Annotated in this window: 19 protein-coding genes; 11 read left to right on the top strand and 8 right to left on the bottom strand. The window is 64.0% G+C overall.

Annotation, left to right across the window (positions count from 1 at the left end; translation table 11 throughout):
- Positions 1–33: 33 nt before the first annotated feature.
- Positions 34–972, bottom strand: a complete 939-nt coding sequence (locus tag K6301_RS04180; RefSeq protein WP_247219508.1) for a diacylglycerol/lipid kinase family protein — start codon at positions 970–972, stop codon at positions 34–36.
- A gap of 320 nt (positions 973–1,292) precedes the next feature.
- Between K6301_RS04180 and K6301_RS04175 the strand changes: the two genes are divergently transcribed.
- Positions 1,293–2,555 carry an MFS transporter gene (locus tag K6301_RS04175; RefSeq protein WP_134647500.1) on the top strand — a complete coding sequence of 421 codons (1,263 nt, stop codon included), beginning with the start codon at positions 1,293–1,295 and terminating at the stop codon, positions 2,553–2,555.
- A 23-nt stretch (positions 2,556–2,578) separates the two neighbouring features.
- Here the strand turns inward: K6301_RS04175 and K6301_RS04170 are convergent, their stop codons facing one another.
- Positions 2,579–2,983 carry a winged helix-turn-helix transcriptional regulator gene (locus K6301_RS04170; RefSeq protein ID WP_247219507.1) on the bottom strand — a complete coding sequence of 135 codons (405 nt, stop codon included), beginning with the start codon at positions 2,981–2,983 and terminating at the stop codon, positions 2,579–2,581.
- A gap of 101 nt (positions 2,984–3,084) precedes the next feature.
- Here K6301_RS04170 and K6301_RS04165 point away from each other — a divergent pair, with 101 nt between their 5' ends.
- Positions 3,085–4,098: a zinc-binding alcohol dehydrogenase family protein gene (locus K6301_RS04165; RefSeq protein ID WP_247219506.1), complete on the top strand. Its 1,014-nt coding sequence runs from the start codon at positions 3,085–3,087 to the stop codon at positions 4,096–4,098.
- 147 nt (positions 4,099–4,245) lie between these two features.
- Positions 4,246–4,641, top strand: coding sequence for a DoxX family protein (locus tag K6301_RS04160; RefSeq protein ID WP_247219505.1), 396 nt, complete (start codon positions 4,246–4,248; stop codon positions 4,639–4,641).
- 60 nt (positions 4,642–4,701) lie between these two features.
- On the opposite strand, the gene K6301_RS04155 is transcribed toward K6301_RS04160, so the two are convergent.
- The 4 genes from K6301_RS04155 to K6301_RS04140 all read right to left on the bottom strand — a co-directional run bounded on the left by K6301_RS04155 (position 4,702) and on the right by K6301_RS04140 (position 9,578).
- On the bottom strand, positions 4,702–5,589 hold the full coding sequence (locus K6301_RS04155) for an ABC transporter permease (protein WP_134647508.1): 888 nt from the start codon (positions 5,587–5,589) through the stop codon (positions 4,702–4,704).
- 158 nt (positions 5,590–5,747) lie between these two features.
- Entirely contained in the window at positions 5,748–6,746 is a 999-nt protein-coding gene (locus tag K6301_RS04150) for an ABC transporter substrate-binding protein (RefSeq protein WP_247219504.1), read from the bottom strand.
- A gap of 356 nt (positions 6,747–7,102) precedes the next feature.
- Positions 7,103–7,732 carry a L,D-transpeptidase gene (locus K6301_RS04145; protein ID WP_160870916.1) on the bottom strand — a complete coding sequence of 210 codons (630 nt, stop codon included), beginning with the start codon at positions 7,730–7,732 and terminating at the stop codon, positions 7,103–7,105.
- A gap of 181 nt (positions 7,733–7,913) precedes the next feature.
- Positions 7,914–9,578: an electron transfer flavoprotein-ubiquinone oxidoreductase gene (locus K6301_RS04140; RefSeq protein ID WP_247219503.1), complete on the bottom strand. Its 1,665-nt coding sequence runs from the start codon at positions 9,576–9,578 to the stop codon at positions 7,914–7,916.
- 271 nt (positions 9,579–9,849) lie between these two features.
- On the opposite strand from K6301_RS04140, the gene K6301_RS04135 reads away from it, so the two are divergent.
- From K6301_RS04135 to K6301_RS04105, 7 genes are all read left to right on the top strand, one after another.
- Positions 9,850–10,017, top strand: a complete 168-nt coding sequence (locus K6301_RS04135; protein WP_247219502.1) for a hypothetical protein — start codon at positions 9,850–9,852, stop codon at positions 10,015–10,017.
- A gap of 4 nt (positions 10,018–10,021) precedes the next feature.
- Positions 10,022–10,810 (top strand): SDR family oxidoreductase, encoded by a 789-nt coding sequence (locus K6301_RS04130; RefSeq protein ID WP_247219501.1) that lies wholly within the window; start codon positions 10,022–10,024, stop codon positions 10,808–10,810.
- 140 nt (positions 10,811–10,950) lie between these two features.
- A complete protein-coding gene (locus tag K6301_RS04125) occupies positions 10,951–12,243 on the top strand; it encodes an Hsp70 family protein (RefSeq protein WP_247219500.1) in 1,293 nt (430 codons plus the stop codon).
- 44 nt (positions 12,244–12,287) lie between these two features.
- Positions 12,288–13,148 (top strand): uracil-DNA glycosylase, encoded by an 861-nt coding sequence (locus K6301_RS04120; RefSeq protein ID WP_247219499.1) that lies wholly within the window; start codon positions 12,288–12,290, stop codon positions 13,146–13,148.
- Between the two features lie 213 nt (positions 13,149–13,361).
- Entirely contained in the window at positions 13,362–13,538 is a 177-nt protein-coding gene (locus K6301_RS04115; RefSeq protein WP_241597143.1) for a hypothetical protein, read from the top strand.
- Between the two features lie 52 nt (positions 13,539–13,590).
- Positions 13,591–13,734 carry a hypothetical protein gene (locus K6301_RS04110; protein WP_160870912.1) on the top strand — a complete coding sequence of 48 codons (144 nt, stop codon included), beginning with the start codon at positions 13,591–13,593 and terminating at the stop codon, positions 13,732–13,734.
- Positions 13,735–14,091: 357 nt separating this feature from the next.
- Entirely contained in the window at positions 14,092–15,378 is a 1,287-nt protein-coding gene (locus tag K6301_RS04105; RefSeq protein ID WP_247219498.1) for an MFS transporter, read from the top strand.
- Here the strand turns inward: K6301_RS04105 and K6301_RS04100 are convergent.
- Positions 15,369–16,307, bottom strand: a complete 939-nt coding sequence (locus K6301_RS04100; protein WP_247219497.1) for a DMT family transporter — start codon at positions 16,305–16,307, stop codon at positions 15,369–15,371. The genes K6301_RS04105 and K6301_RS04100 overlap by 10 nt on opposite strands.
- Before the next feature lie 344 nt (positions 16,308–16,651).
- On the opposite strand from K6301_RS04100, the gene pepN reads away from it, so the two are divergent.
- Complete coding sequence (pepN, locus tag K6301_RS04095; RefSeq protein WP_247219496.1) at positions 16,652–19,300, top strand: aminopeptidase N; 2,649 nt, start codon at positions 16,652–16,654, stop codon at positions 19,298–19,300.
- A gap of 10 nt (positions 19,301–19,310) precedes the next feature.
- Here the strand turns inward: pepN and K6301_RS04090 are convergent, their stop codons facing one another.
- Positions 19,311–19,679, bottom strand: a complete 369-nt coding sequence (locus tag K6301_RS04090) for a VOC family protein (protein ID WP_247219495.1) — start codon at positions 19,677–19,679, stop codon at positions 19,311–19,313.
- Between the last annotated feature and the right edge of the window lie 31 nt (positions 19,680–19,710).

The following is a 19,710-nucleotide window of genomic DNA, read 5'->3' as shown; positions in this document are numbered from 1 at the left end:
CCCCGCATGCGGGGCGAAGGGACGAGCCTGTTTTCAGGCTGCCGCCGTCGCTGTCGTGGGCATGTTGCCCGCCTGCACCTTCGGCACGATGACCTTGAGTTCGCCGGGATGGAGGCGGATCGAAACGTCGCGGTCCATCGGCAGCAGCTCACCGTCGATGACGCAGTTGATCGACCGATCGACCCGCGGGAAGTGCAACTCGACTTCGCGGCCGGTCATCTCGCGCACATCGGCGTTTTCGCGCAGCTTGCCGCGCAGGATATCGAAGGCAAGCCGCGCCACGCCGGCGGGCTTCAACGGGCTGGTGGTGTAGAAACCGAGATGCCCGCCGGACAGGTCATCCGCATACAGCAGGCCGTTGTCGCCGAACCTGTTGTTGGAGACGTTGATGGCCGAGACCTTGCGGCTTTCCGCAACGCCATCGACCTCGAATTCCACCTCGAATTCCGGCGGATCGAGGATCACGCCCAGCGCCGCGCGCGTATTGGCGATGATCTTTCCCATGCGCGACCGGTAGGTCATGGCATTGCGCAGGCGCACCATGCGGGCGTGGAGGCCTGCGGAAAACTGATGCACGAACGGCCGGTCGTCCGCCGTGCCGATGTCGGCGGCGGAGATATCGCCGTCCGCCAGCGCATCGATCGCCTGCCAGATATCGAGCGGAATCTTCAGCGAGCGGGCAAAGAGGTTCATGGTGCCGGCGGGGATGATGCCGAGCGGCATGCCGCTCTGCCAGGCAAGCCCGGCCGCCGCCGAAATGGTGCCGTCGCCGCCACCGGCCAGCATCGCGTCCAGATCGGTGCGCTCCGCACAGCGGCGCAGCACCATCTCGATATCGGAGCTTTCCACGATGTCACAGTCGAGATGGTGCCCCGCCGCGGCGAAAACTTCTTCCGCATGGCGGGCATAGGCCTCCATGTCGGTGGTCCGAAACGTTCCGCCATCCCGGTTGAAAATCGCCTGAACTCTCATTCGTCTACTCCGCATCCTGGCCGAGAACGCCTGAAGGCCCTCTTTGGCTGCATTAGATAGGAGAGAAAGCGGCGATTCACAGGCGGGCGGACACGGGAATGCAATAAATCGTGAAGTCGTCGCGCGCCGCTTGACCGGCGCGGGCCAAAAATCACAGTAGGCATCCACGCCCGTTTTGCTATATCTCAAGCAGCCGCCTGCGTCGTGAAGACGCTGCCGGCCGATATCTATTCCGATTGCGGCCAGTCCGGCCGAACCGCACCGCAAAGCAGCCAGGAGGAGTGGCCGCCCGTGTGAGGGTTCATGGCCGGATGTGCCGCATGGCCACATCCTGCGGAGCCACCGTGTCCGAACATAAACTGCCCAATGCCGCCCTCTCCTCCGGGCAGCCGCCGCTTCCGGCCTTGACCGTCACCCTCATCATCCTGGCGCTGGCCGTCGGCAGCTTCGGCATCGGCACGGGCGAGTTCGCCATCATGGGGCTCCTGCCCGATGTCGCGGGCACGTTCGGCGTCAGCAACGCGACGGCGGGTCATGTCATCAGCGCCTATGCCTTCGGCGTCGTGGTCGGCGCGCCCGTCATCGCCGTCATCGGCGCGCGCTTTCGCCGCCGCGACCTGCTGCTGGTGCTGATGGGCGTCTTCGCCGCCGGCAATCTCGCAAGCGCGGCCGCCCCGAGCTTTCACAGCTTCATGCTGTTCCGGTTTCTCTCCGGCCTGCCGCACGGCGCCTATTTCGGCGTGGCCGCGCTGGTTGCGGCCTCCATGGTGCCGGTCAACAAGCGCACGCAGGCTGTCGGCAAGGTCATGCTGGGCCTGACCGTTTCCACCCTGATCGGCACGCCGCTTGCCGCCTTCTTTGGGCAGATCCTCAACTGGCAGTTCATGTTCGTGGCCGTCGGCGTGACCGGGCTTCTGACGGTGGGCCTGATCGCCGCCTTCCTGCCGCGCGACAAGGCTCCGAAAGGCGTCAATGCGCTGACGGAACTCGGCGCGCTCCAGCGCAAGCAGGTCTGGCTGACGCTCGGTATCGCGGCGACCGGCTTCTGCGGCATGTTCGCGGTCTTCACCTACATCTCGCCGATCGTGACGGACGTGGCCCGGCTCAATGTCGGCATGGTGCCGGTCTATATGGCGATCTTCGGCGCGGGCATGATTGTCGGCAACCTCTTCGGCGCCAAGCTTGCCGATCTCTCGCTGATGCGCACGATCGGCTGGTCGCTGGTCCTGTATTTCGGCGTTCTCGTCGCCCTGTCGCTGACGGCGCACAATCCCGTGCTGCTCGGGCTGTGCTGCTTCCTCATCGGGTGCAGCTTCGTGGTCGGCCCCGCCTTGCAGACGCGCCTGATGGACGTGGCCGGCGACGCGCAGACGCTGGCCGCCGCCCTCAATCACTCCGCCTTCAACATCGCCAATGCGCTCGGCGCCCTGTTCGGCGGCATGGCGATCAATGCCGGCTACGGCTACGAATCGATGGGTTTCGTAGGCGCCGCGACGGCGGTGGTCGGCTTCGGCGTCTTCCTCGTCTCGCTTGCGCTTGAAAAAGCGGAGCGGACCGCATCCCCGGCCTACCCGGCGGAGTAAAAACCCCGGTCAATCGCCAACCTTCAGGCGGCGTCCCTTCCGGGGGACGCTGTTTCCGTTTCATCGGCAAGGCGGATGACGTTGTGACCGTTATCGCAGACGACATTGCGCGCGCCCCATGCCGCAAGCGCCATGACGACCGGCTTGAGACTGCAGCCGACGGCCGTCAGCGCGTAATCGACACGCGGCGGCACGACGGGGAAAACGGTTCGCGACACGATGCCCGCCTCTTCCAGCTCGCGCAGCTGCTTGGTCAGCATGCGCTGCGTAACGCTCGGAAGCTTCCGGCGCAGTTCGTTGAAGCGCAGCTTGCCGTCCATCAGGTGAAAAAGGATCACGCCTTTCCATTTTCCATCCAGGAAGGACAGGGTCGATTCCACCGGGCAACCGGGGAAACTGCTGGTAAGCTTGGCGCGGGGACGCGACATCGACGGTATCCTTTTCGATACTATGGACACTATTTGTGCATTCTTGCGTGAAGCGACGTTACCTTTCATCTAGGTTCCATTCAACGCGAAAGGAACCCAAGATGCGCGCGATCGCCTACCAGACCCCACAGCCCATCACCGCCGAAACCGCTCTTGTCGATATCGAACTGCCGACGCCCGCGCCGCTGGGCCGCGACCTGCTGGTCGAGATCAAGGCCGTTTCGGTGAACCCGGTGGATACGAAGGTTCGCAGCAAGGCAGCGCCGCCGGAGGGCGAATGGCGCGTGCTGGGCTTCGACGCCGCCGGCATCGTCAAGGCCGTCGGGCCTGACGTGACGCTGTTCAAGCCCGGCGACGCCGTCTTCTATGCAGGCTCCATCGACCGGCCCGGCACGAATGCCGAATTCCACCTCGTCGACGAGCGCATCGTCGGCCGAAAGCCGGCCTCGCTCGACTTCGCCGCCGCCGCCGCATTGCCGCTCACCGCCATCACGGCCTGGGAAATGCTGTTCGACCGGCTGAAGGTGCGCGACGGCGTGCCGGGTGCCGCGAATGCCATCCTCATCATCGGCGGGGCCGGCGGCGTCGGTTCCATTGCCGTACAGCTCGCCCGCAGCCTCACGGATCTCACTGTCATCGCCACGGCATCGCGGCCCGAGACGGCGGCGTGGGTGAAGGACCTCGGCGCCCACCACGTCGTCGACCACAGCAAGCCGCTGGAGGCGGAAGTGGCCGCACTCGGCATCGGCGCCCCGGCCTTTGTGTTCTCCACCACCAATACCGCGCAGCACCTTCCCGCCATCGTCGAAACCATCGCGCCGCAAGGCCGCTTCGGCCTGATCGACGACCCGGCCACGCTCGATGTCATGCCCTTCAAGCGCAAGGCGGTGTCGACCCACTGGGAGCTGATGTTCACCCGTCCGCTTTTCCAGACGCCCGACATGATCGAGCAGCACAATCTGCTGAACGCGGTGTCGCAGTTGGTCGATGAGGGCGCGATCCGCACGACGCTCGCCGAGACGCTCGGCACGATCAACGCGGAGAACCTGCGCAAAGCGCATACCCTGATCGAGAGCGGCCGGACCCGCGGCAAGCTGGTGCTGGAGGGTTTCTGACCGCCCTCTGAAATTTATGAGGGTTGTTCTGCCGGCAGCACAACCAACGCCGAATCTCTGCTAGACAGGATCGTGCCGCTCCGCTTGCCAAAAGGCGCCGGAGCGGGCGAACCGGCCCGTCGTGGCCATGTCATGGGAGAGACATGAATGACTGCCCTCGTCGAAAGCATTACCGGCAGCCGGGCCTTCGGCTTGCTTGCCCGCCTCGTCCTCACATCCATGTTCTGGTTGTCCGGCATCGCCAAGCTGGCCGACTTCAATGGCGGCGTGGCGGAAATGGCGCATTTCGGTCTCGAGCCGCCCGCCCTCTTCAACATCGCCACCGCCGTGGTGCAGCTCGTCGGTTCGGCGCTGATCATCGCCAACCGCTGGACCTGGCTGGGGGCCGGCATGCTCGCCGTCTTCACCGCGCTGACCATTCCGATCGCCCACAACTTCTGGACCATGGAAGAGCCGATGCGCACCGTCGAGTTCTATGTCGTGATGGAACACATCACCGTCATCGGCGCCTTGATGGTCGTGGCCTGGAAGACGGCCCGCTGAACGAAAAAGGGCGCCCGCGGCCTTCGCCGGGGCGCCCTCGTCTTGCGAACCGATCGCCGATCAGCCGTGCACGATCTCGCGATGCTTCTGCAAGCGCTTGCCGAAGGCCTGGCTGACGCGGTCGAAGATGATCGCGATGCCGACGATGGCGAGTCCGTTGAAGATGCCGAGCGTGAAGTACTGGTTGGAAATCGCCTTCAGAACCGGCTGGCCGAGGCCCTGCACGCCGATCATCGAGGCGATGACCACCATGGCGAGCGCCATCATGATCGTCTGGTTGATGCCGGCCATGATGGTGGGCAGCGCCAGCGGCATCTGCACGTTCTTCAGCTTCTGCCAGCCCGACGACCCGAACGCATCGGCGGCTTCCAGCACATCCTTGTCCACCAGGCGGATGCCGAGATTGGTGAGGCGGATCATCGGCGGGATGGCGTAGATCACCACGGCAATCAGGCCGGGCACCTTGCCGATGCCGAGCAGCATGACGACGGGAATGAGGTAGACGAAACTCGGCATCGTCTGCATGACGTCGAGGATCGGGTTGATGACGTTCTGCACCCGGTCCGAGCGCGACATCAGAATGCCGATCGGAATGCCGATGACGATGGAGAGCACCGTACAGACGAAGATCATCGAGACCGTCTTCATCGTGTCGTCCCACATGTCGAGATAACCGATCACGAGAAGCGTGGCGACGGCGCCGACGACGATCTTCCAGTTGCGGCTGGCGAACCATGCGATGAGAGCGATGAGAATGAGGATGATCGGCCAGGGCGTGCGCGTCATGAAGCGCTCGGACCAGATCAGAAAATGCTGCAACGGCTCGAAAAGGGATTCGATGCTGTCACCATAGGCGCGCGTAAAACCGCGGAAGCCTTCGTCGATGGCCTTTTTCAGGTCCCGGAGCGATCCCGCGTCCATCGTCGGAAATTTTGTCAACCATTCCATGTCAGTCCCCTTCCGCTCTACCGGTCTTGCGCCGGTTTGCGAGCCCAACCCTGATGCATGCCGAAGGAAAGTGCGCATCGATTTGCGCCATGGGCATGCATCGAAACGAAACGTGGAGCGGCGGCACGCACTGCGCGCCGCCGCATCCTGTCAGGCGATCAGAGCGCTGCCTTGATCTTCTCGGCGGCTTCCGGCGAGACCCATTCCTTCCACATCGCCTCGTTTTCCTCGAGGAAATGCTTGGCGCCGTCGTCGCCGCTCGCCTGGTTATCGGTCATCCAGGCCATCAGCTTGTTGACCGTGTCGTTGGTCCAGGCACGCTTGTTGAGGTAGCCCATGACGTCCTCGCCGGCGCGTTCGGAAAACGCCTTGGTGACGAGCGTCTGGACCTTGTCCTTCGGCCAGTCGTTCTTCTTCGGATCCGGGCAATCGGCAACCGTGTTGCAACGCTTCCACTCGGCTTCGTCATAGGGAACGCCGTGCTCGAGCTTCACCATGTCGTACTTGCCGAGCAGCGCAGTGGGCGCCCAGTAGTAACCGACCCAGCCTTCCTTGCGCTCGTAGGCCTTGGCGATGGAGCCATCCAGGCCGGCTGCCGAGCCCGTGTCGACCAGCGTGAAGTTCGCCGCCTCACCGCCGTAAGCCTTGTAGAGCTGGCTGGTCACGACCGTGCCGCCCCAGCCCTGCGGGCCGTTGTGCACGGCGCCCTTGCTCTTGTCTTCCGGATCCGGGAACAGTTCCGGGTGCTTGAACACGTCGTCGATGGTCTTGATGTCAGGATGCGCGTCGGCGATGTATTTCGGGATCCACCAGCCCTGAACGGCACCGTCGGAGAGCGCAACGGCCGCACCAACGAGCTTGCCTTCCTCGATGCCGCGGTTGACGACGTCGGGCAGCAGGTCGACCCAGCCTTCCGGCGCGAGATCGGGATCGCCCTTCTCGGTCATCGAGGTGATGGTCGGAACCGTGTCGCCGACGATGACCTCGGCATTGCAGCCATAGCCTTCGCTCAGGATGAATTTGTCGAGTGCGGCGAGAACCTCGGCGCTCTGCCAGTTCATGCTGGCAATGGTCACGTTGCCGCATTCGGCGCGCGCCGCACCCGTCATGGCCATGAGACCGACGACGAGGCAGGTGGAAGCGAGAAGATGTTTCATGATGGTTCCCTTTTTATGGCGGTGTCGTTGTGCCCCATCGGACCCGCTGCACCGCCGCCGAGTCCGTTATCCTCCGCGGATCGTGTCCGGACAGGCCGTCGATGCAGGGCCAAATCCGCGATTACCGCATTCTCGACTTTTGCAGCTACTGCGTCGAATGCCGGTATGAATGCGTCTGCCACTAAACCCGATGCGTCATGTGGTATTAATTTCTTAATACCACCGAGAACGCGTCGGGCCCCGCAGGGACGCCCGCAATCCTATGATAAAGAACAGCTTTTTCAACCTTAAAAAGGAAAAGGTCGGCTTTCGCCGGCCTTATGCCCCTTTGCGACGGTGCTGTGTGCGCCGGAAAATCAGGCCTCGCGGCGACCCTGGATAACGTGCACGCGGCCACCGGTCTTCACGCGCTCGTAGAGGTCGATCACATCGTGGTTGAGCATGCGCACGCAACCGCTCGACATCGCCTGGCCGATCGACCACGGCTGGTTTGTGCCGTGGATCCGGAACATCGTGTCGTTGCCGTTCTGGTAGAGGTAGATGGCGCGGGCACCGAGCGGATTGTTCAGGCCGCCGGGAACGCCGCCGGCATATTTCAGGTTCTTCTGGGGATCGCGGCGGATCATATTCGGCGTCGGCGTCCAGCTCGGCCATTCCGCCTTGCGGCCGATATAGGCGCTGCCGGCCAGCGAATAGCCCTGGCGGCCGACGCCGATGCCGTAGCGTATCGCCCTGCCGTCGCCGAGCACGTAGTAGAGCCGGCGCGCCGGCGTATCCACCACGACGGTGCCGGGAGCGTGCGTCGTGGCATAGGCGACTTCCTGGCGCCGCAGCTCCGGCTTGATCTTGTCGAGCGGCATCGCCTTCAGCGGATGACGCTCATCCAGACGGTCGCCGTAATTGGCGCGGTCGCTGGTGCCGTTGGTGGCGCAGCCTGCGAGCAGCGCGGATGCACCGAGCAGGAATCCGCGGCGGGAAATCGACATGGTTAAAGCCCCCTGAATATACGATCCGTCGGGGCGAAAACTATGCAGTTATGGTTAATCGAGGGTTAATCGGCGCGCTGCGGTTGCAGGACGGATTAACCAGCGTGTCCAGAAAAAGACGCGATCGAACGAAAAAGGCCGCCTGGAGGGCGGCCCTTCGATCTCGGCAATCGCTGCGGGATCACATGTTCGGATAGACCGGCCCCTCGCCCCCTTGGGGCGGCACCCAGTTGATGTTCTGGTTGGGATCCTTGATGTCGCAGGTCTTGCAGTGCACGCAGTTCTGCGCGTTGATGACGTAGACGTCCTGGCCGTCCTTCTCGACCCATTCGTAGACGCCGGCCGGACAGTAGCGCGTCGAGGGACCGGCATAGACGTCGAGTTCGGATGTCTTCTGCAATTCCAGGTTCTTCACCTGCAGATGAACCGGCTGGTCTTCCTCGTGGTTGGTGTTCGACAGGAACACCGAGGAGAGGCGGTCGAAGGTCAGCACGCCATCCGGCTTCGGATAATCGATCCGTTGGTGCTTGGCCGCAGGTTCGAGCGAGGCCGCATCGGTCTTGCCATGCTTGAGCGTGCCGAAGAAGGAGAAGCCGAAAAGCGTGTTCGTCCACATGTCGAGGCCGCCCAGCGCCACGCCGACCGCCGTGCCGAACTTCGACCACAGCGGCTTGACGTTGCGCACCTTCTTCAGGTCCGAGCCGATGGCGCTGTCGCGCCAGCCCTGCTCGATCTCGATCGGCTCGTCATTGGCGCGGCCGGCGGCAATGGCATCGGCCAGCTTTTCGGCGGCCAGCATGCCCGAGAGCACCGCATTGTGGCTGCCCTTGATGCGGGGAACGTTGACGAAGCCGGCCGAGCAGCCGATCAGCGCTCCACCCGGGAAGGACAGTTTCGGCACGGACTGGTAGCCGCCCTCGGTGATGGCGCGCGCGCCGTAGGACAGCCGCTTGCCGCCCTCGAAGGTGCCGCGGATCGCCGGATGCGTCTTGAAGCGCTGGAATTCCTCGAACGGATAGAGATAGGGGTTCTTGTAGTTGAGGTGCACCACGAAGCCGACGGCGACCATGTTGTCATCGAGGTGGTAGAGGAACGAACCGCCGCCGGTCTTCATGCCGAGCGGCCAGCCGAAGGAGTGCTGCACGAGGCCGGGCCTGTGGTTCTCCGGCTTGACCTGCCAGAGCTCCTTGAGGCCGATGCCGAACTTCTGGGGCTCACGATCCTTCTGGAGGTCGAACTTCGCGATCAGCTGCTTGGCGAGCGACCCGCGCACGCCCTCGGAGATCAGCGTATACTTGCCGAGCAGCGCCATGCCGCGGGTATAGTTCGGGCCGGGCTCGCCGTTGCGCTCGATGCCCATATCGCCAGTGGCCACACCGATGACCGCACCCTCGTCGTTGTAGAGCACTTCGGTGGCGGCAAAGCCCGGATAGATCTCGACGCCAAGCTCTTCCGCCTTCGTCGCCAGCCAGCGACAGACATTGCCGAGCGAGACGATGTAGTTGCCGTGGTTGTTCATCAAGGGCGGCATGAAGGCGTTCGGCAGGCGCACGGAGCCGGCTGGGCCGAGGAACAGGAAATGGTCGTCCTTGACCTCGGTCTTGAAGGGGTGGTCGGCATCCTCGCGCCAATCCGGCAGCAGGCGGTCAATGCCGATGGGATCGACAACGGCGCCCGACAGAATATGCGCACCGACCTCCGAGCCCTTTTCGAGCACGACGACGGTGAGATCAGGATTGACCTGCTTCAACCGGATCGCCGCCGAAAGGCCGGCAGGCCCCGCTCCGACGATCACGACATCGAATTCCATGCTTTCGCGTTCGGGGAGTTCCATTTCTTCGCTCAATTTTCTCTCCTCGCCGCAACCCTTGAAAGCCGCGGAAATACCCTCTGGTTAACCCTCTCATGACAAATACCAGAATTCTTGTCGAGCCGTTCTGCGACAGAGCGTCCGCGCATTTGCGCATGAGATGATGACACTGGACGAATTTTTATTGACTTTAACGTAAACGTCAACTGCTCTGCGCCGCCCTGTACTTGATTCCGCTCCTTGGCAGGGCTAGGCATGCGCAGCCAAGCCGTCCGCCCAACACCGTGCCATCTGCGAGACTACCTGAATGCCCGGACTGGACTTCAACGATTTCGGCGGCACGATCCACCATATCGGAGGCGATGGCCCGGCTGCGGACCTGTCGTGCATCGGCACCGTCGAAGCCTGCCTCTCGCTCAAAATGCATCGCGGCACAACGCCATCGCGCCGACGGCGCGCCCAACGCAAGGACTGACATCATGGATCTCGGCATCGCCGGCAAACGCGCCCTCGTTCTCGCCTCGTCCCGCGGCCTCGGCAAGGGCATCGCCGTCGCGCTCGCCCGCGAGGGCGCGCATGTTCTGCTCTGCGGCCGCAGCGCGGAAACCTTGAAGGCGAACTGCGAGGCCATCAACGCCGAGGGGCCGGGCCGCGCGGACTGGGTGCAGGCCGATCTTTCGGACGACGGCTTCGTCGATACGGTGGCGAACGCCGTTGCCGAAAAGCTCGGCGGGGTCGATATCCTCGTCAACAATTCGGGTGGCCCGACGCCGGGTTCGACGGAAGACATGAGCGTCGAAAAGCTCACGACCTATTTCCAGTCCATGGTCCTGGGCATCATCACGCTGACGAACCGGCTCCTGCCCGGCATGAAGGCGCAGCGCTGGGGCCGCATCCTGACCGTCGCCTCCTCCGGCGTGATCGAGCCGATCCCGGGGCTTGCGCTCTCCAACACGCTGCGGGCGGCGCTGGCCGGCTGGTCGAAGACGCTTTCGGGCGAGGTCGCGCAATACGGCATCACCAGCAACCTGCTGCTGCCCGGCTCCATCATGACCGACCGCCTGACGAGCCTCGATGCCGCCGCCGCCGAGCGCAGCGGCAAGAGCGTGGAAGAGGTGCGCGCCGCCTCTGAAGCGGCGATCCCGGCCCGGCGCTACGGCACCGTGGCGGAATTCGCCGCCACGGCCGCCTTCCTGTGCAGCGCGCCGGCGAGTTATGTCACCGGCAGCCTCGTTCGCTGCGACGGCGGGGCGGCAAGCTCGCTCTGAGCCGACGCCCTCCCCTTGCCATCGCGCGCCGGCTGTGCCATCTGGCGCGCTCTCCAAAATCAGGGCGCGCCCGACGCGCCTCCTCGCGCGGGGCCAGCGGCCCCGGTTCAATCCATTTCGGCAATGACAGGGGCACGGCAATGGCAAGGGCACTCGGCCTCGATTTCGGCACGACCAACACCGTCATGGCGCTGGCCACCGGCGGCAGCGACACGCAATCCATGCGCTTCGAAAGCAGCGCCGGCGTTACCGACACGATGCGCACGGCGCTGTCCTTCATGAAGGATCCGGTCTTTGGCGCGCAGGCATTGAAGGTCGAGGCCGGCCAGGCGGCGATCCGCCAGTTCATCGACAATCCCGGCGACTGTCGTTTCCTCCAGTCGATCAAGACCTTTGCGGCAAGCGCGCTCTTCCAGGGCACGCTGGTCCATGCGCGCCGCCACAGCTTCGACGACCTGATGGAAATCTTCCTGCGCCGCCTGAAAACCTATGCCGGCGACGGATGGCCGGCGGATGTATCGCGCGTGATCGCCGGCCGGCCGGTGCAGTTCGCCGGCGCGAGCCCCAATCCGGATCTCGCGATCGAGCGCTACAATGCCGCGCTGACGAGGCTTGGCTTTCCGGAAATCCACTATGTCTACGAGCCGGTCGCGGCCGCCTATTACTTCGCGCAGACGCTGAAAAGCGACGCCACCGTGCTCGTCGCGGATTTCGGCGGCGGCACCACGGACTATTCGCTCATCCGCTTCGAGCGGCATGCGGGGCGGCTGACGGCAACGCCGATCGGCCATTCCGGCGTCGGTATCGCGGGCGACCATTTCGATTCCCGCATGATCGAGCATCTCGTGGCGCCGGAAATCGGCAAGGGTTCGCACTTCAAGAGCTTCGACAAGGTGCTGGAAGTCCCCTCCGGCTACTATGCCAACTTCTCGCGCTGGAACCAGCTGTCGATCTTCAAGACGACGCGCGAATTCGCGGACCTGAAGTCGCTGGTGCGCTCCGCGCTGGAGCCGGAAAAGCTGGAACTCTTCATCGACCTCGTGGACCACGACGAGGGCTACCCGCTCTATCAGGCCATCTCGGCCACCAAGATGGCGCTGTCGGTGGAAGAGGAAGCGGCCTTCCACTTCCCGCCGCTCGGGGCCGCCGGCCGCAAAACGGTGAAGCGTTCCGATTTCGAACAATGGATCGCACCCGACCTCGCCCGCATCGAGGGCGCGCTCGACGAGGTGCTGGAGAAGACCGGAACGCCGGCTTCGGCTGTCGACAAGGTGTTTCTCACCGGCGGCACATCGTTCGTGCCCGCGGTGCGGGGGATCTTCACGCGTCGATTCGATGGCGGCAAGATCGAAAGCGGCGGCGAGCTTCTGTCGATCGCCCACGGTCTCGCGCTGATCGGCGAAAGCGACGACATCGCGACGTGGGTTGCATGAGGGCGGCGCTTTCCTCCGCGCCGTCGCTTCGCTAAGGTGCGGCCATGACCACCGCCAGCGACCTCCATCCCGAGCAGCTTCGCGCGCTTCTGCATTTCTATGCGGATGCCGGCGTCGACTGGCTGCTGGAGGAGGAGGCTGTCGATCGCATCGCCGAATTCGAGGCGATGCGCGCGGCGCGCGGCATGCCGGCCCGGCAAGAGGCCGCACCGGAACCGCAGCGCCCCGCCCGCCAGGCACCGCAACGACAGGAACAGCCCCGCGCCGCCGCCCCTGCCCCCCTGCCGAACGTCGCCATCCCGGACAGCCAGGCGGTCGCCGAAGCGGAGTTTGCCGCCAGCAGCGCCCGTTCGCTGGAGGAACTGCGCACGGCGATGGAAGCCTTCAACGGCTGCAACCTGAAGACCAGCGCGCGCTGCCTCGTCTTTGCCGAGGGCAACGCCAAACCCGCCGTCATGGTGATCGGCGCGATGCCGAATGCCGAAGACGACCGCGACGGCCAGCCCTTTTCCGGCCGGCAAGGCGCGATGCTGGACCGGATGCTCGCCGGCATCGGGCTGGCGCGTGCCGACATCCTGCTGACCAATGTCGTGCCGTGGCGGCCGCCGGGCAACCGCCCACCCTCGCAGCGCGAGGCCGATATCTGCCGGCCCTTCATCGAGCGGCAGATTGCGCTTGCCGAGCCGAATCATCTGCTCGTTCTCGGCAATTTCGCCGCCCGTTTCCTGTTCCGGTCGAACGATACGATCCATCAGCTGCGCGGCGAATGGCGCGAAATCGATGTTTCCGGCCGCACAATTCCGGCTTTTGCGACATTGCATCCACAGGATCTGGTCACGGCACCGATCAGCAAACGGCTCGCCTGGCAGGATTTGCTCGCTTTTCGTGCAGGGCTGAAAGCCTAGGCATTTCACCCGGTCTCTTTATTTTCAATAACTTGGCGAACGTCACTAGACTGTGGTCAATCGCGTCGCCGCGATTCTGCCTCAAGCATGAACAGAATGTTTCATCAGCCATGCGAATTACACATATCTGCCGGGCGGAATGTCGCATTGCAAAATTCATGTTGCGGCGCAATATGTCGACATGGGAGGGACAGGATTTAAGGAACTGAACCCATGACCGCCCGCTTTCGGCCCATCCATTCGAGCTTTGAGACGCTCCGCCATTCCGGTCTTCGCACCGGCCGTGGTTTCGGCGGCATCTGCGCGCCGGCCAACGAGCAGCTTACGGCCATCGGCTTTTCCCGCATCAACCGTCCTGCCCAGCTCTTCGCCGAGTTCGTCACGCGCTGATGCGGACCGGGTGCGCAAGCGCGCGCCCGGCAGATGCACACAGGAGCAAGCCATGCTGAAATTCCGCCGACTGGTTTCCGACATTGCCGATATCCGCGCGGCCGTGAATGCCGCGCGCGAATATTCCGTCCTGGCATCGCTGCCGCGCGACGCCGCCCAGCGGCATGATCCGCTGAAGGCCTTCCTGCCGAACTGACCGGCTTTGTCCATGGCCAAAGCCGTGGTATGATCTGCGCCGTGAGGAGGTGAGACGCCTTTCCTCCGGTGGAGACCGGGCCGAAGCCCGATCTCCGTTCTGTTATCGGCTTACTGTCAGAGTCAGGCGCCAACCGAACAGTCTGACAATAACCGAAACCCGGATTTTCAAACGTCTCACCTCCTTTCGGTATGCCGGGCATTGCACCCAGCATCTTCTTCATAACACAACTCCTCCGCGAAATTTCCACGCTTCGGAAAATCTTCCTGGTTACGCCAACGATTGTCGCCATGGACAGAGCATGGCCGGCGCAATAGAGCGACATTCTGAAACCGGATGCCCTTCTGCGGAGCCCCCATGCTGGCAAGCCTTGTCTCCATCCTGAGCCTGATGCTGTCCACCCTCCTGATGATGGTGGCCTTCGGCCTGCAAAGCTATGTCGTGCCGGTGCGCGCGGTCGCGGAGGGATGGTCGACCCAGACCATCGCGATGATCGCCACGGGTTACACGGTCGGCTTCACGCTTTCCTGCATCGTCACGCCGAAATTCGTGCTGCTGGTCGGCCATGTCCGCGTGTTCGTGGCGCTCATCACGCTTCTCGCCATCGGCATCCTGCTCTGCGCGCTGGTGGTGGACTGGCGGGCGTGGATGATGTTTCGCGCCGTATCGGGCTTTGCCATCGCGGGCAGCTATCTCATCATCGAAAGCTGGCTCAACGAGCGCGTGACGAACGATAACCGCGGCTCGATCTTCTCCGTCTATCTCATCACCACGATGGTCGGCACGATCGGCGGGCAATATCTCGTGCCGCTCGGCGATCCCACCAACACTTCGCTGTTCATTCTCTGCGGCATCATCTTCTCCGTCGCCTTGCTGCCGACGGCGCTGACCTCCTCCCCGCTGCCGGCCCCGCCGACGCAGGCGCGCTTCAACGTGCCGACGCTCTATCGGCGCTCGCCCGTCGCCGTCATCGGCGCCTTCCTCGCCGGCGCGCTGTCCGGGGCATGGCTCAATCTCGGCGGCGTGTTCACCCAGCGCACCGGACTAACGACGGCCGAGGGCGCGACATTGCTCGCCTCCGTGCTGATCGGCAGCGCCCTGTCGCAGATCCCCATCGGGCGTGCGTCCGACCGCATGGACCGCCGGCGCGTCATGGTCGCCTGCGGGGCGTTCGGCGCGCTTTCCTGCCTCGTCATGGCCGCGGTTTCCGGCGGGCCGACGGTCGTGCTCTATCTGGTTGCGGCCTGCGTGGGTGCGGTCATCTTCCCGATCTATGCGCTGAACGTCGCGCATGCCAACGACCTCGCCCAGCCGGACGAATATGTCGAGGTCTCCTCCGGCATGATGATCGTCTACGGTTTCGGAACGATTTCCGGTCCTCTGATGGTGGGGCCGATCATGGACCGTTTCGGCCCCGGCTCGCTCTTTATCGTACTGGCCTTCTATTTCACCCTTTACGGGGCCTACGCCGCCTGGCGCATCAGCCGCCGCGAGGAAAACGACGGCCTCGTCGCCAAGACGGATTTCCAGGCGATGGCGGTGCAGCCGCTCGGCGCCGATGCAGCCGCTGCCGCCTTGCAGCCCGACGCGCCGACGGAGGAGCCGATGGAAGACACAACGACGCCGGAGTGGCGTCAGCCCTGAGGGGTGACGTGCTTGCGCGCCGCGCGGCGCTGCAGACCGAGCCGGTGTTCGCGCAGGATGATGAAGATGCCGGCGCTGACCACGATGGCCGTGCCGATCAGCATCGCCGATGTCGGGATATCGCCGAACAGGAAGTAGCCGACCGCCAGCCCGAGAACGATCGACGTGTATTCGAAGGGCGCGATGGTGGAGACGTCGGCATAGCGGTAGCTTGCCGTCAGCAGGAGCTGTGCGACCCCACCGCAGAAGCCGGCCATTGCCAGAAGGCCGAGCGCCTCCCAGCCGAGCGCATTCCAGCCGAAGGGAAGCGTGGCGAGCGAAAAGACGGAGGCGGAGAGCGAGAAATAGAGCACGATCGTATGCGTGCGCTCCGTCTTCACGAGCTTGCGGACCAGCACCATCGCAACAGCGCCGAGTGTCGCGGACAGCAGCACCGCGAGCGCGCCCATCGCCTCCGCCGAGCCGACGCCACCCTCGCGGAACAGGGTGAGCCGCGGCCAGGTGATGATGAAGACGCCCGTCAGCCCGACGAGCACCGCCGACCAGCGATAGATGCCGACCTTTTCCTTGAGGAAGACCGCTGCGATGACGACGGCGATGAGCGGCATGGCATAGCCGATGGCGATGGCCTCCGGCAGTGGCAGGTGCACGAGGCCGTAGAAGCCGAAGCCCATGGCAAGGATGCCGATGAAACCGCGCTTCAGGTGCCCCATGACATCGCGGGTGCGAAAGGCATCGACGAGTTGTCTCTTGAACGCCAGGAAGACGATGATCGGCACCATGGCGAAGGCCGAGCGCAGGAAGGTGATCTGCCCCGCCGCCATATCCTTGCCCGCCGCCTTGATCAGCGTGGACATGCACAGGAAGATCACCACCGAGGCGATCTTGAGGAAAATACCCCGCATGGGGTCGTGGTGCGGCATATCCATGAAAAGCTCTGCGCGACCGGCAGGTCGCGGCGTCAGACGGTTGGCGCATCGGGAATCGATCCGGACGCGACCACTCTAGCCGGACACGCCGGCCCATGGCATCAAATCTCATGATATGTCGCGGAAAAATGCTCAAGGCTTGCGCGCGGCCACGGGCCTTCCCATCCGCCGGACGCCTGAAACGTGTCTCACGTTAGCACAAAGTTGTGAACGGCGGTTCCGTGGAAATGAGATGTTAAGCGAATAAGCATATCAATCGGAGGAATTTGGGGGCAATGCGCCCGGCGGGGTGTCGCGTCATGCACGAGCGGGACAGGCCGGAGCGATAGGAACAGGACATATCCATGCGGACTGAGAACGGCCAGATCATCCATCTGGCGGATTATCGCCAGACTGACTTCGTTCTCGAGCGCGTCGACCTGACTTTCGAACTGGACCCCACGGAAACCAAGGTCGAGGCGCGCCTGATTTTCCACCGCCGTGAGGGCGCCGATGTGGCCGCCCCGTTGGTTCTCGACGGCGACGAGCTCGTCATGACCGGCCTGCTCTTCGACCAGATGGAGGTGGACGCGGCACGCTATGACGCCACGCCGGACAGCCTGACCATCCGCGACCTGCCGGCAAGCGAGCCCTTCGAAATCACCATCACCACGATGATCAACCCAGAGGCCAACACCCAGCTTATGGGCCTCTATCGCTCGAACGGCGTCTATTGCACGCAGTGCGAGGCCGAGGGTTTTCGCCGTATCACCTATTTCCCGGACCGGCCGGATGTCCTGGCCGTCTATACGGTCAACATCATCGCCGACAAGGCAAGCTGCCCGCTGCTGCTTTCCAACGGCAATTTCCTCGGCGGCGCCGGTTATGGCGAAGGCAAGCACTTCGCGGCCTGGTTCGATCCGCACCCCAAGCCGTCCTATCTCTTCGCGCTCGTCGCCGGTGACCTCGGCGTCGTGGAGGACGCGTTCACGACGATGTCCGGCCGCGAGGTGACGCTGAAGATCTATGTCGAGCACGGCAAGGAAGCGCGTGCGGCCTATGCGATGGACGCGCTGAAACGCTCCATGAAGTGGGACGAAGAGGTGTTCGGCCGCGAATACGACCTCGACATCTTCATGATCGTCGCCGTCTCCGACTTCAACATGGGCGCCATGGAGAACAAGGGGCTCAACGTCTTCAACGACAAATACGTGCTGGCCGATCCGGAAACGGCGACGGACCAGGACTATGCGAATATCGAGGCGATCATCGCCCACGAATATTTCCACAACTGGACCGGTAACCGCGTCACCTGCCGCGACTGGTTCCAGCTGTGCCTGAAGGAAGGCCTGACGGTCTACCGCGACCACGAATTCTCCGCCGACCAGCGTTCGCGCCCGGTCAAGCGCATCGCGGAAGTACGCCACCTGAAATCGGAGCAGTTCCCGGAGGATGCCGGCCCCCTCGCCCATCCGGTACGGCCGACGAAGTATCGCGAAATCAACAACTTCTACACGACGACCGTCTATGAGAAGGGCTCCGAGGTGACGCGCATGATCGCGACCATCGTCGGCAAGGACGGCTTCAAGAAGGGCATGGACCTGTACTTCGAGCGCCACGACGGCGATGCCGCGACGATCGAGGACTTCGTGAAGTGCTTCGAGGACGCCAACGGCGTGGACCTCGCGCAGTTCTCACTCTGGTATCATCAGGCCGGTACGCCGCTCATCAGCGTTTCCTGCGCCTACGACCAGGCGAAGGGCGAATTCACGCTGTCGCTGGAGCAGATGATCCCGCCGACGCCCGGCCAGAGCGTCAAGGAACCGATGCATATCCCGCTGCGCTTCGGCCTGCTGCTGGAGGACGGTTCGGAGGCGAAGGCCGCTGCCGTCAGCGGGGCCGATATCACCGGCGATGTGCTGCACCTGAAGGAGCGTCGCCAGACGGTGACCTTCTCCGGCATTCCGTCGCGTCCGGTCCTGGTGCTGAACCGCAGCTTCTCCGCGCCCGTCAACATGCATTTCGAGCAGGCGCAGGCCGATCTCGCCCATATCGCGCGCCATGACAGCGATCTCTTCTCGCGCTGGCAGGCGCTGAACGACCTCGCGCTTCCGAGCCTCGTCGAGGCGGCCAGCAAGGCGCGCGCCGGCGAGACGGTCGAGACGAGCGCAATGCTTGCCGATACGCTGATCGCCATAGCCGGCGATGAAAGCCTGGAGCCCGCCTTCCGTGCGCAGGCGCTGGCGCTGGCGTCGGAATCCGATATCGCCCGGGAACTGGGCAGCAACAACGATCCAGATGCCATCCGCGCCGGGCGCGAGGCCGTGCTGGCCTTCATCGCCAACCACGGCGCCGAGGTCTTCGCGACGTTGTTCGAACGTCACCGCACGCAAGGTGCCTTCACGCCGGATGCCGCAAATGCGGGCCAGCGCGCGCTGCGCAATGCCGCCCTCTCCTATCTCGCCGTCAGCGACGGCACGCCGGCGCGCGCGGCCGAGGCCTTCGCGAGCGCCGACAACATGACGGACCTCAGCGCTGCGCTGACGGTGCTGGCGCATCGCTTCCCGGCCGCGACGGAAACCGCGGAGGCGCTTGAAACCTTCCGCGCCCGTTTTGCGGACAATGCGCTCGTCATCGACAAATGGTTCGCCATCCAGTCGACCATTCCGGGCGACGGGGCGCTTGCCCGCGTCCAGGCGCTGATGACGAGCCCGCATTTCACCAAGTCGAACCCGAACCGCGTTCGTGCGCTCGTCGGCACCTTCGCCTTCTCCAACCCGACCGGCTTCAACCGGGCGGATGGCGCGGGCTACCGTTTCCTGGCCGAGCAGATCCTGGAGATCGACCCGAAGAACCCGCAGCTCGCCGCCCGCATCCTCACCTCCATGCGCTCCTGGCGCGCGCTGGAGGCGGTCCGGTCCGATCACGCCCGCAACGCGTTGCGCACCATCGCTGCGGGCGAGAAGCTCTCCTCCGACGTCTCCGACATCGTGGAGCGCATGCTGAAGGGCTGAGCCTCTTCGCTTACTTGTCCGGCGGGCAGACGCGGATGCGGTGGCCATCGGGATCGAGCGCGACGAAGGTGCGGCCGAAGGCGGCCGTGAACGGCGGCTGCTCGATGGCAACGCCCGCGGCGCTCCATTCCTGATGCAGCCTGTCGATCTGAGCATCCTCATCGACGACGATGGCGATCTCGCCGCGGTGACCCGTGCCGCCCGAGACGAATTCGGGCGAGCTGGTCGCCCACAGCCCGAGGCCGAGACCGTTATCGAACCGGAAGGATACGAAGCCCGGCGATTGAATGAGCGGCGCCGCGCCGAAGATCATCTTGTAGAACCGGGCGCTTTCAAGGGCATTCTCGACATAGAGGATCAGGAGGTTGGGAGAGGTCATGGAACGCGTCCTTTCGCTGTGTTGACGAAAG

The organism is Shinella oryzae (assembly GCF_023038235.1).
Lineage (GTDB): Bacteria > Pseudomonadota > Alphaproteobacteria > Rhizobiales > Rhizobiaceae > Shinella > Shinella sumterensis.
This window is presented reverse-complemented; position numbering and strand designations above follow the sequence as displayed.

Coding starts and splice junctions, on each gene's coding strand:
- K6301_RS04150 (WP_247219504.1), bottom strand. CDS start 6,746: ATGAAACATCTTCTCGCTTCCACCTGCCTCGTCGTCGGTCTCATGGCC.
- K6301_RS04100 (WP_247219497.1), bottom strand. CDS start 16,307: ATGGATATGCCGCACCACGACCCCATGCGGGGTATTTTCCTCAAGATC.
- K6301_RS04110 (WP_160870912.1), top strand. CDS start 13,591: ATGCTGAAATTCCGCCGACTGGTTTCCGACATTGCCGATATCCGCGCG.
- K6301_RS04120 (WP_247219499.1), top strand. CDS start 12,288: ATGACCACCGCCAGCGACCTCCATCCCGAGCAGCTTCGCGCGCTTCTG.
- K6301_RS04105 (WP_247219498.1), top strand. CDS start 14,092: ATGCTGGCAAGCCTTGTCTCCATCCTGAGCCTGATGCTGTCCACCCTC.
- K6301_RS04165 (WP_247219506.1), top strand. CDS start 3,085: ATGCGCGCGATCGCCTACCAGACCCCACAGCCCATCACCGCCGAAACC.
- K6301_RS04130 (WP_247219501.1), top strand. CDS start 10,022: ATGGATCTCGGCATCGCCGGCAAACGCGCCCTCGTTCTCGCCTCGTCC.
- pepN (WP_247219496.1), top strand. CDS start 16,652: ATGCGGACTGAGAACGGCCAGATCATCCATCTGGCGGATTATCGCCAG.
- K6301_RS04125 (WP_247219500.1), top strand. CDS start 10,951: ATGGCAAGGGCACTCGGCCTCGATTTCGGCACGACCAACACCGTCATG.
- K6301_RS04115 (WP_241597143.1), top strand. CDS start 13,362: ATGACCGCCCGCTTTCGGCCCATCCATTCGAGCTTTGAGACGCTCCGC.
- K6301_RS04180 (WP_247219508.1), bottom strand. CDS start 972: ATGAGAGTTCAGGCGATTTTCAACCGGGATGGCGGAACGTTTCGGACC.
- K6301_RS04135 (WP_247219502.1), top strand. CDS start 9,850: ATGCCCGGACTGGACTTCAACGATTTCGGCGGCACGATCCACCATATC.
- K6301_RS04145 (WP_160870916.1), bottom strand. CDS start 7,732: ATGTCGATTTCCCGCCGCGGATTCCTGCTCGGTGCATCCGCGCTGCTC.
- K6301_RS04160 (WP_247219505.1), top strand. CDS start 4,246: ATGACTGCCCTCGTCGAAAGCATTACCGGCAGCCGGGCCTTCGGCTTG.
- K6301_RS04175 (WP_134647500.1), top strand. CDS start 1,293: ATGGCCACATCCTGCGGAGCCACCGTGTCCGAACATAAACTGCCCAAT.
- K6301_RS04155 (WP_134647508.1), bottom strand. CDS start 5,589: ATGGAATGGTTGACAAAATTTCCGACGATGGACGCGGGATCGCTCCGG.
- K6301_RS04090 (WP_247219495.1), bottom strand. CDS start 19,679: ATGACCTCTCCCAACCTCCTGATCCTCTATGTCGAGAATGCCCTTGAA.
- K6301_RS04170 (WP_247219507.1), bottom strand. CDS start 2,983: ATGTCGCGTCCCCGCGCCAAGCTTACCAGCAGTTTCCCCGGTTGCCCG.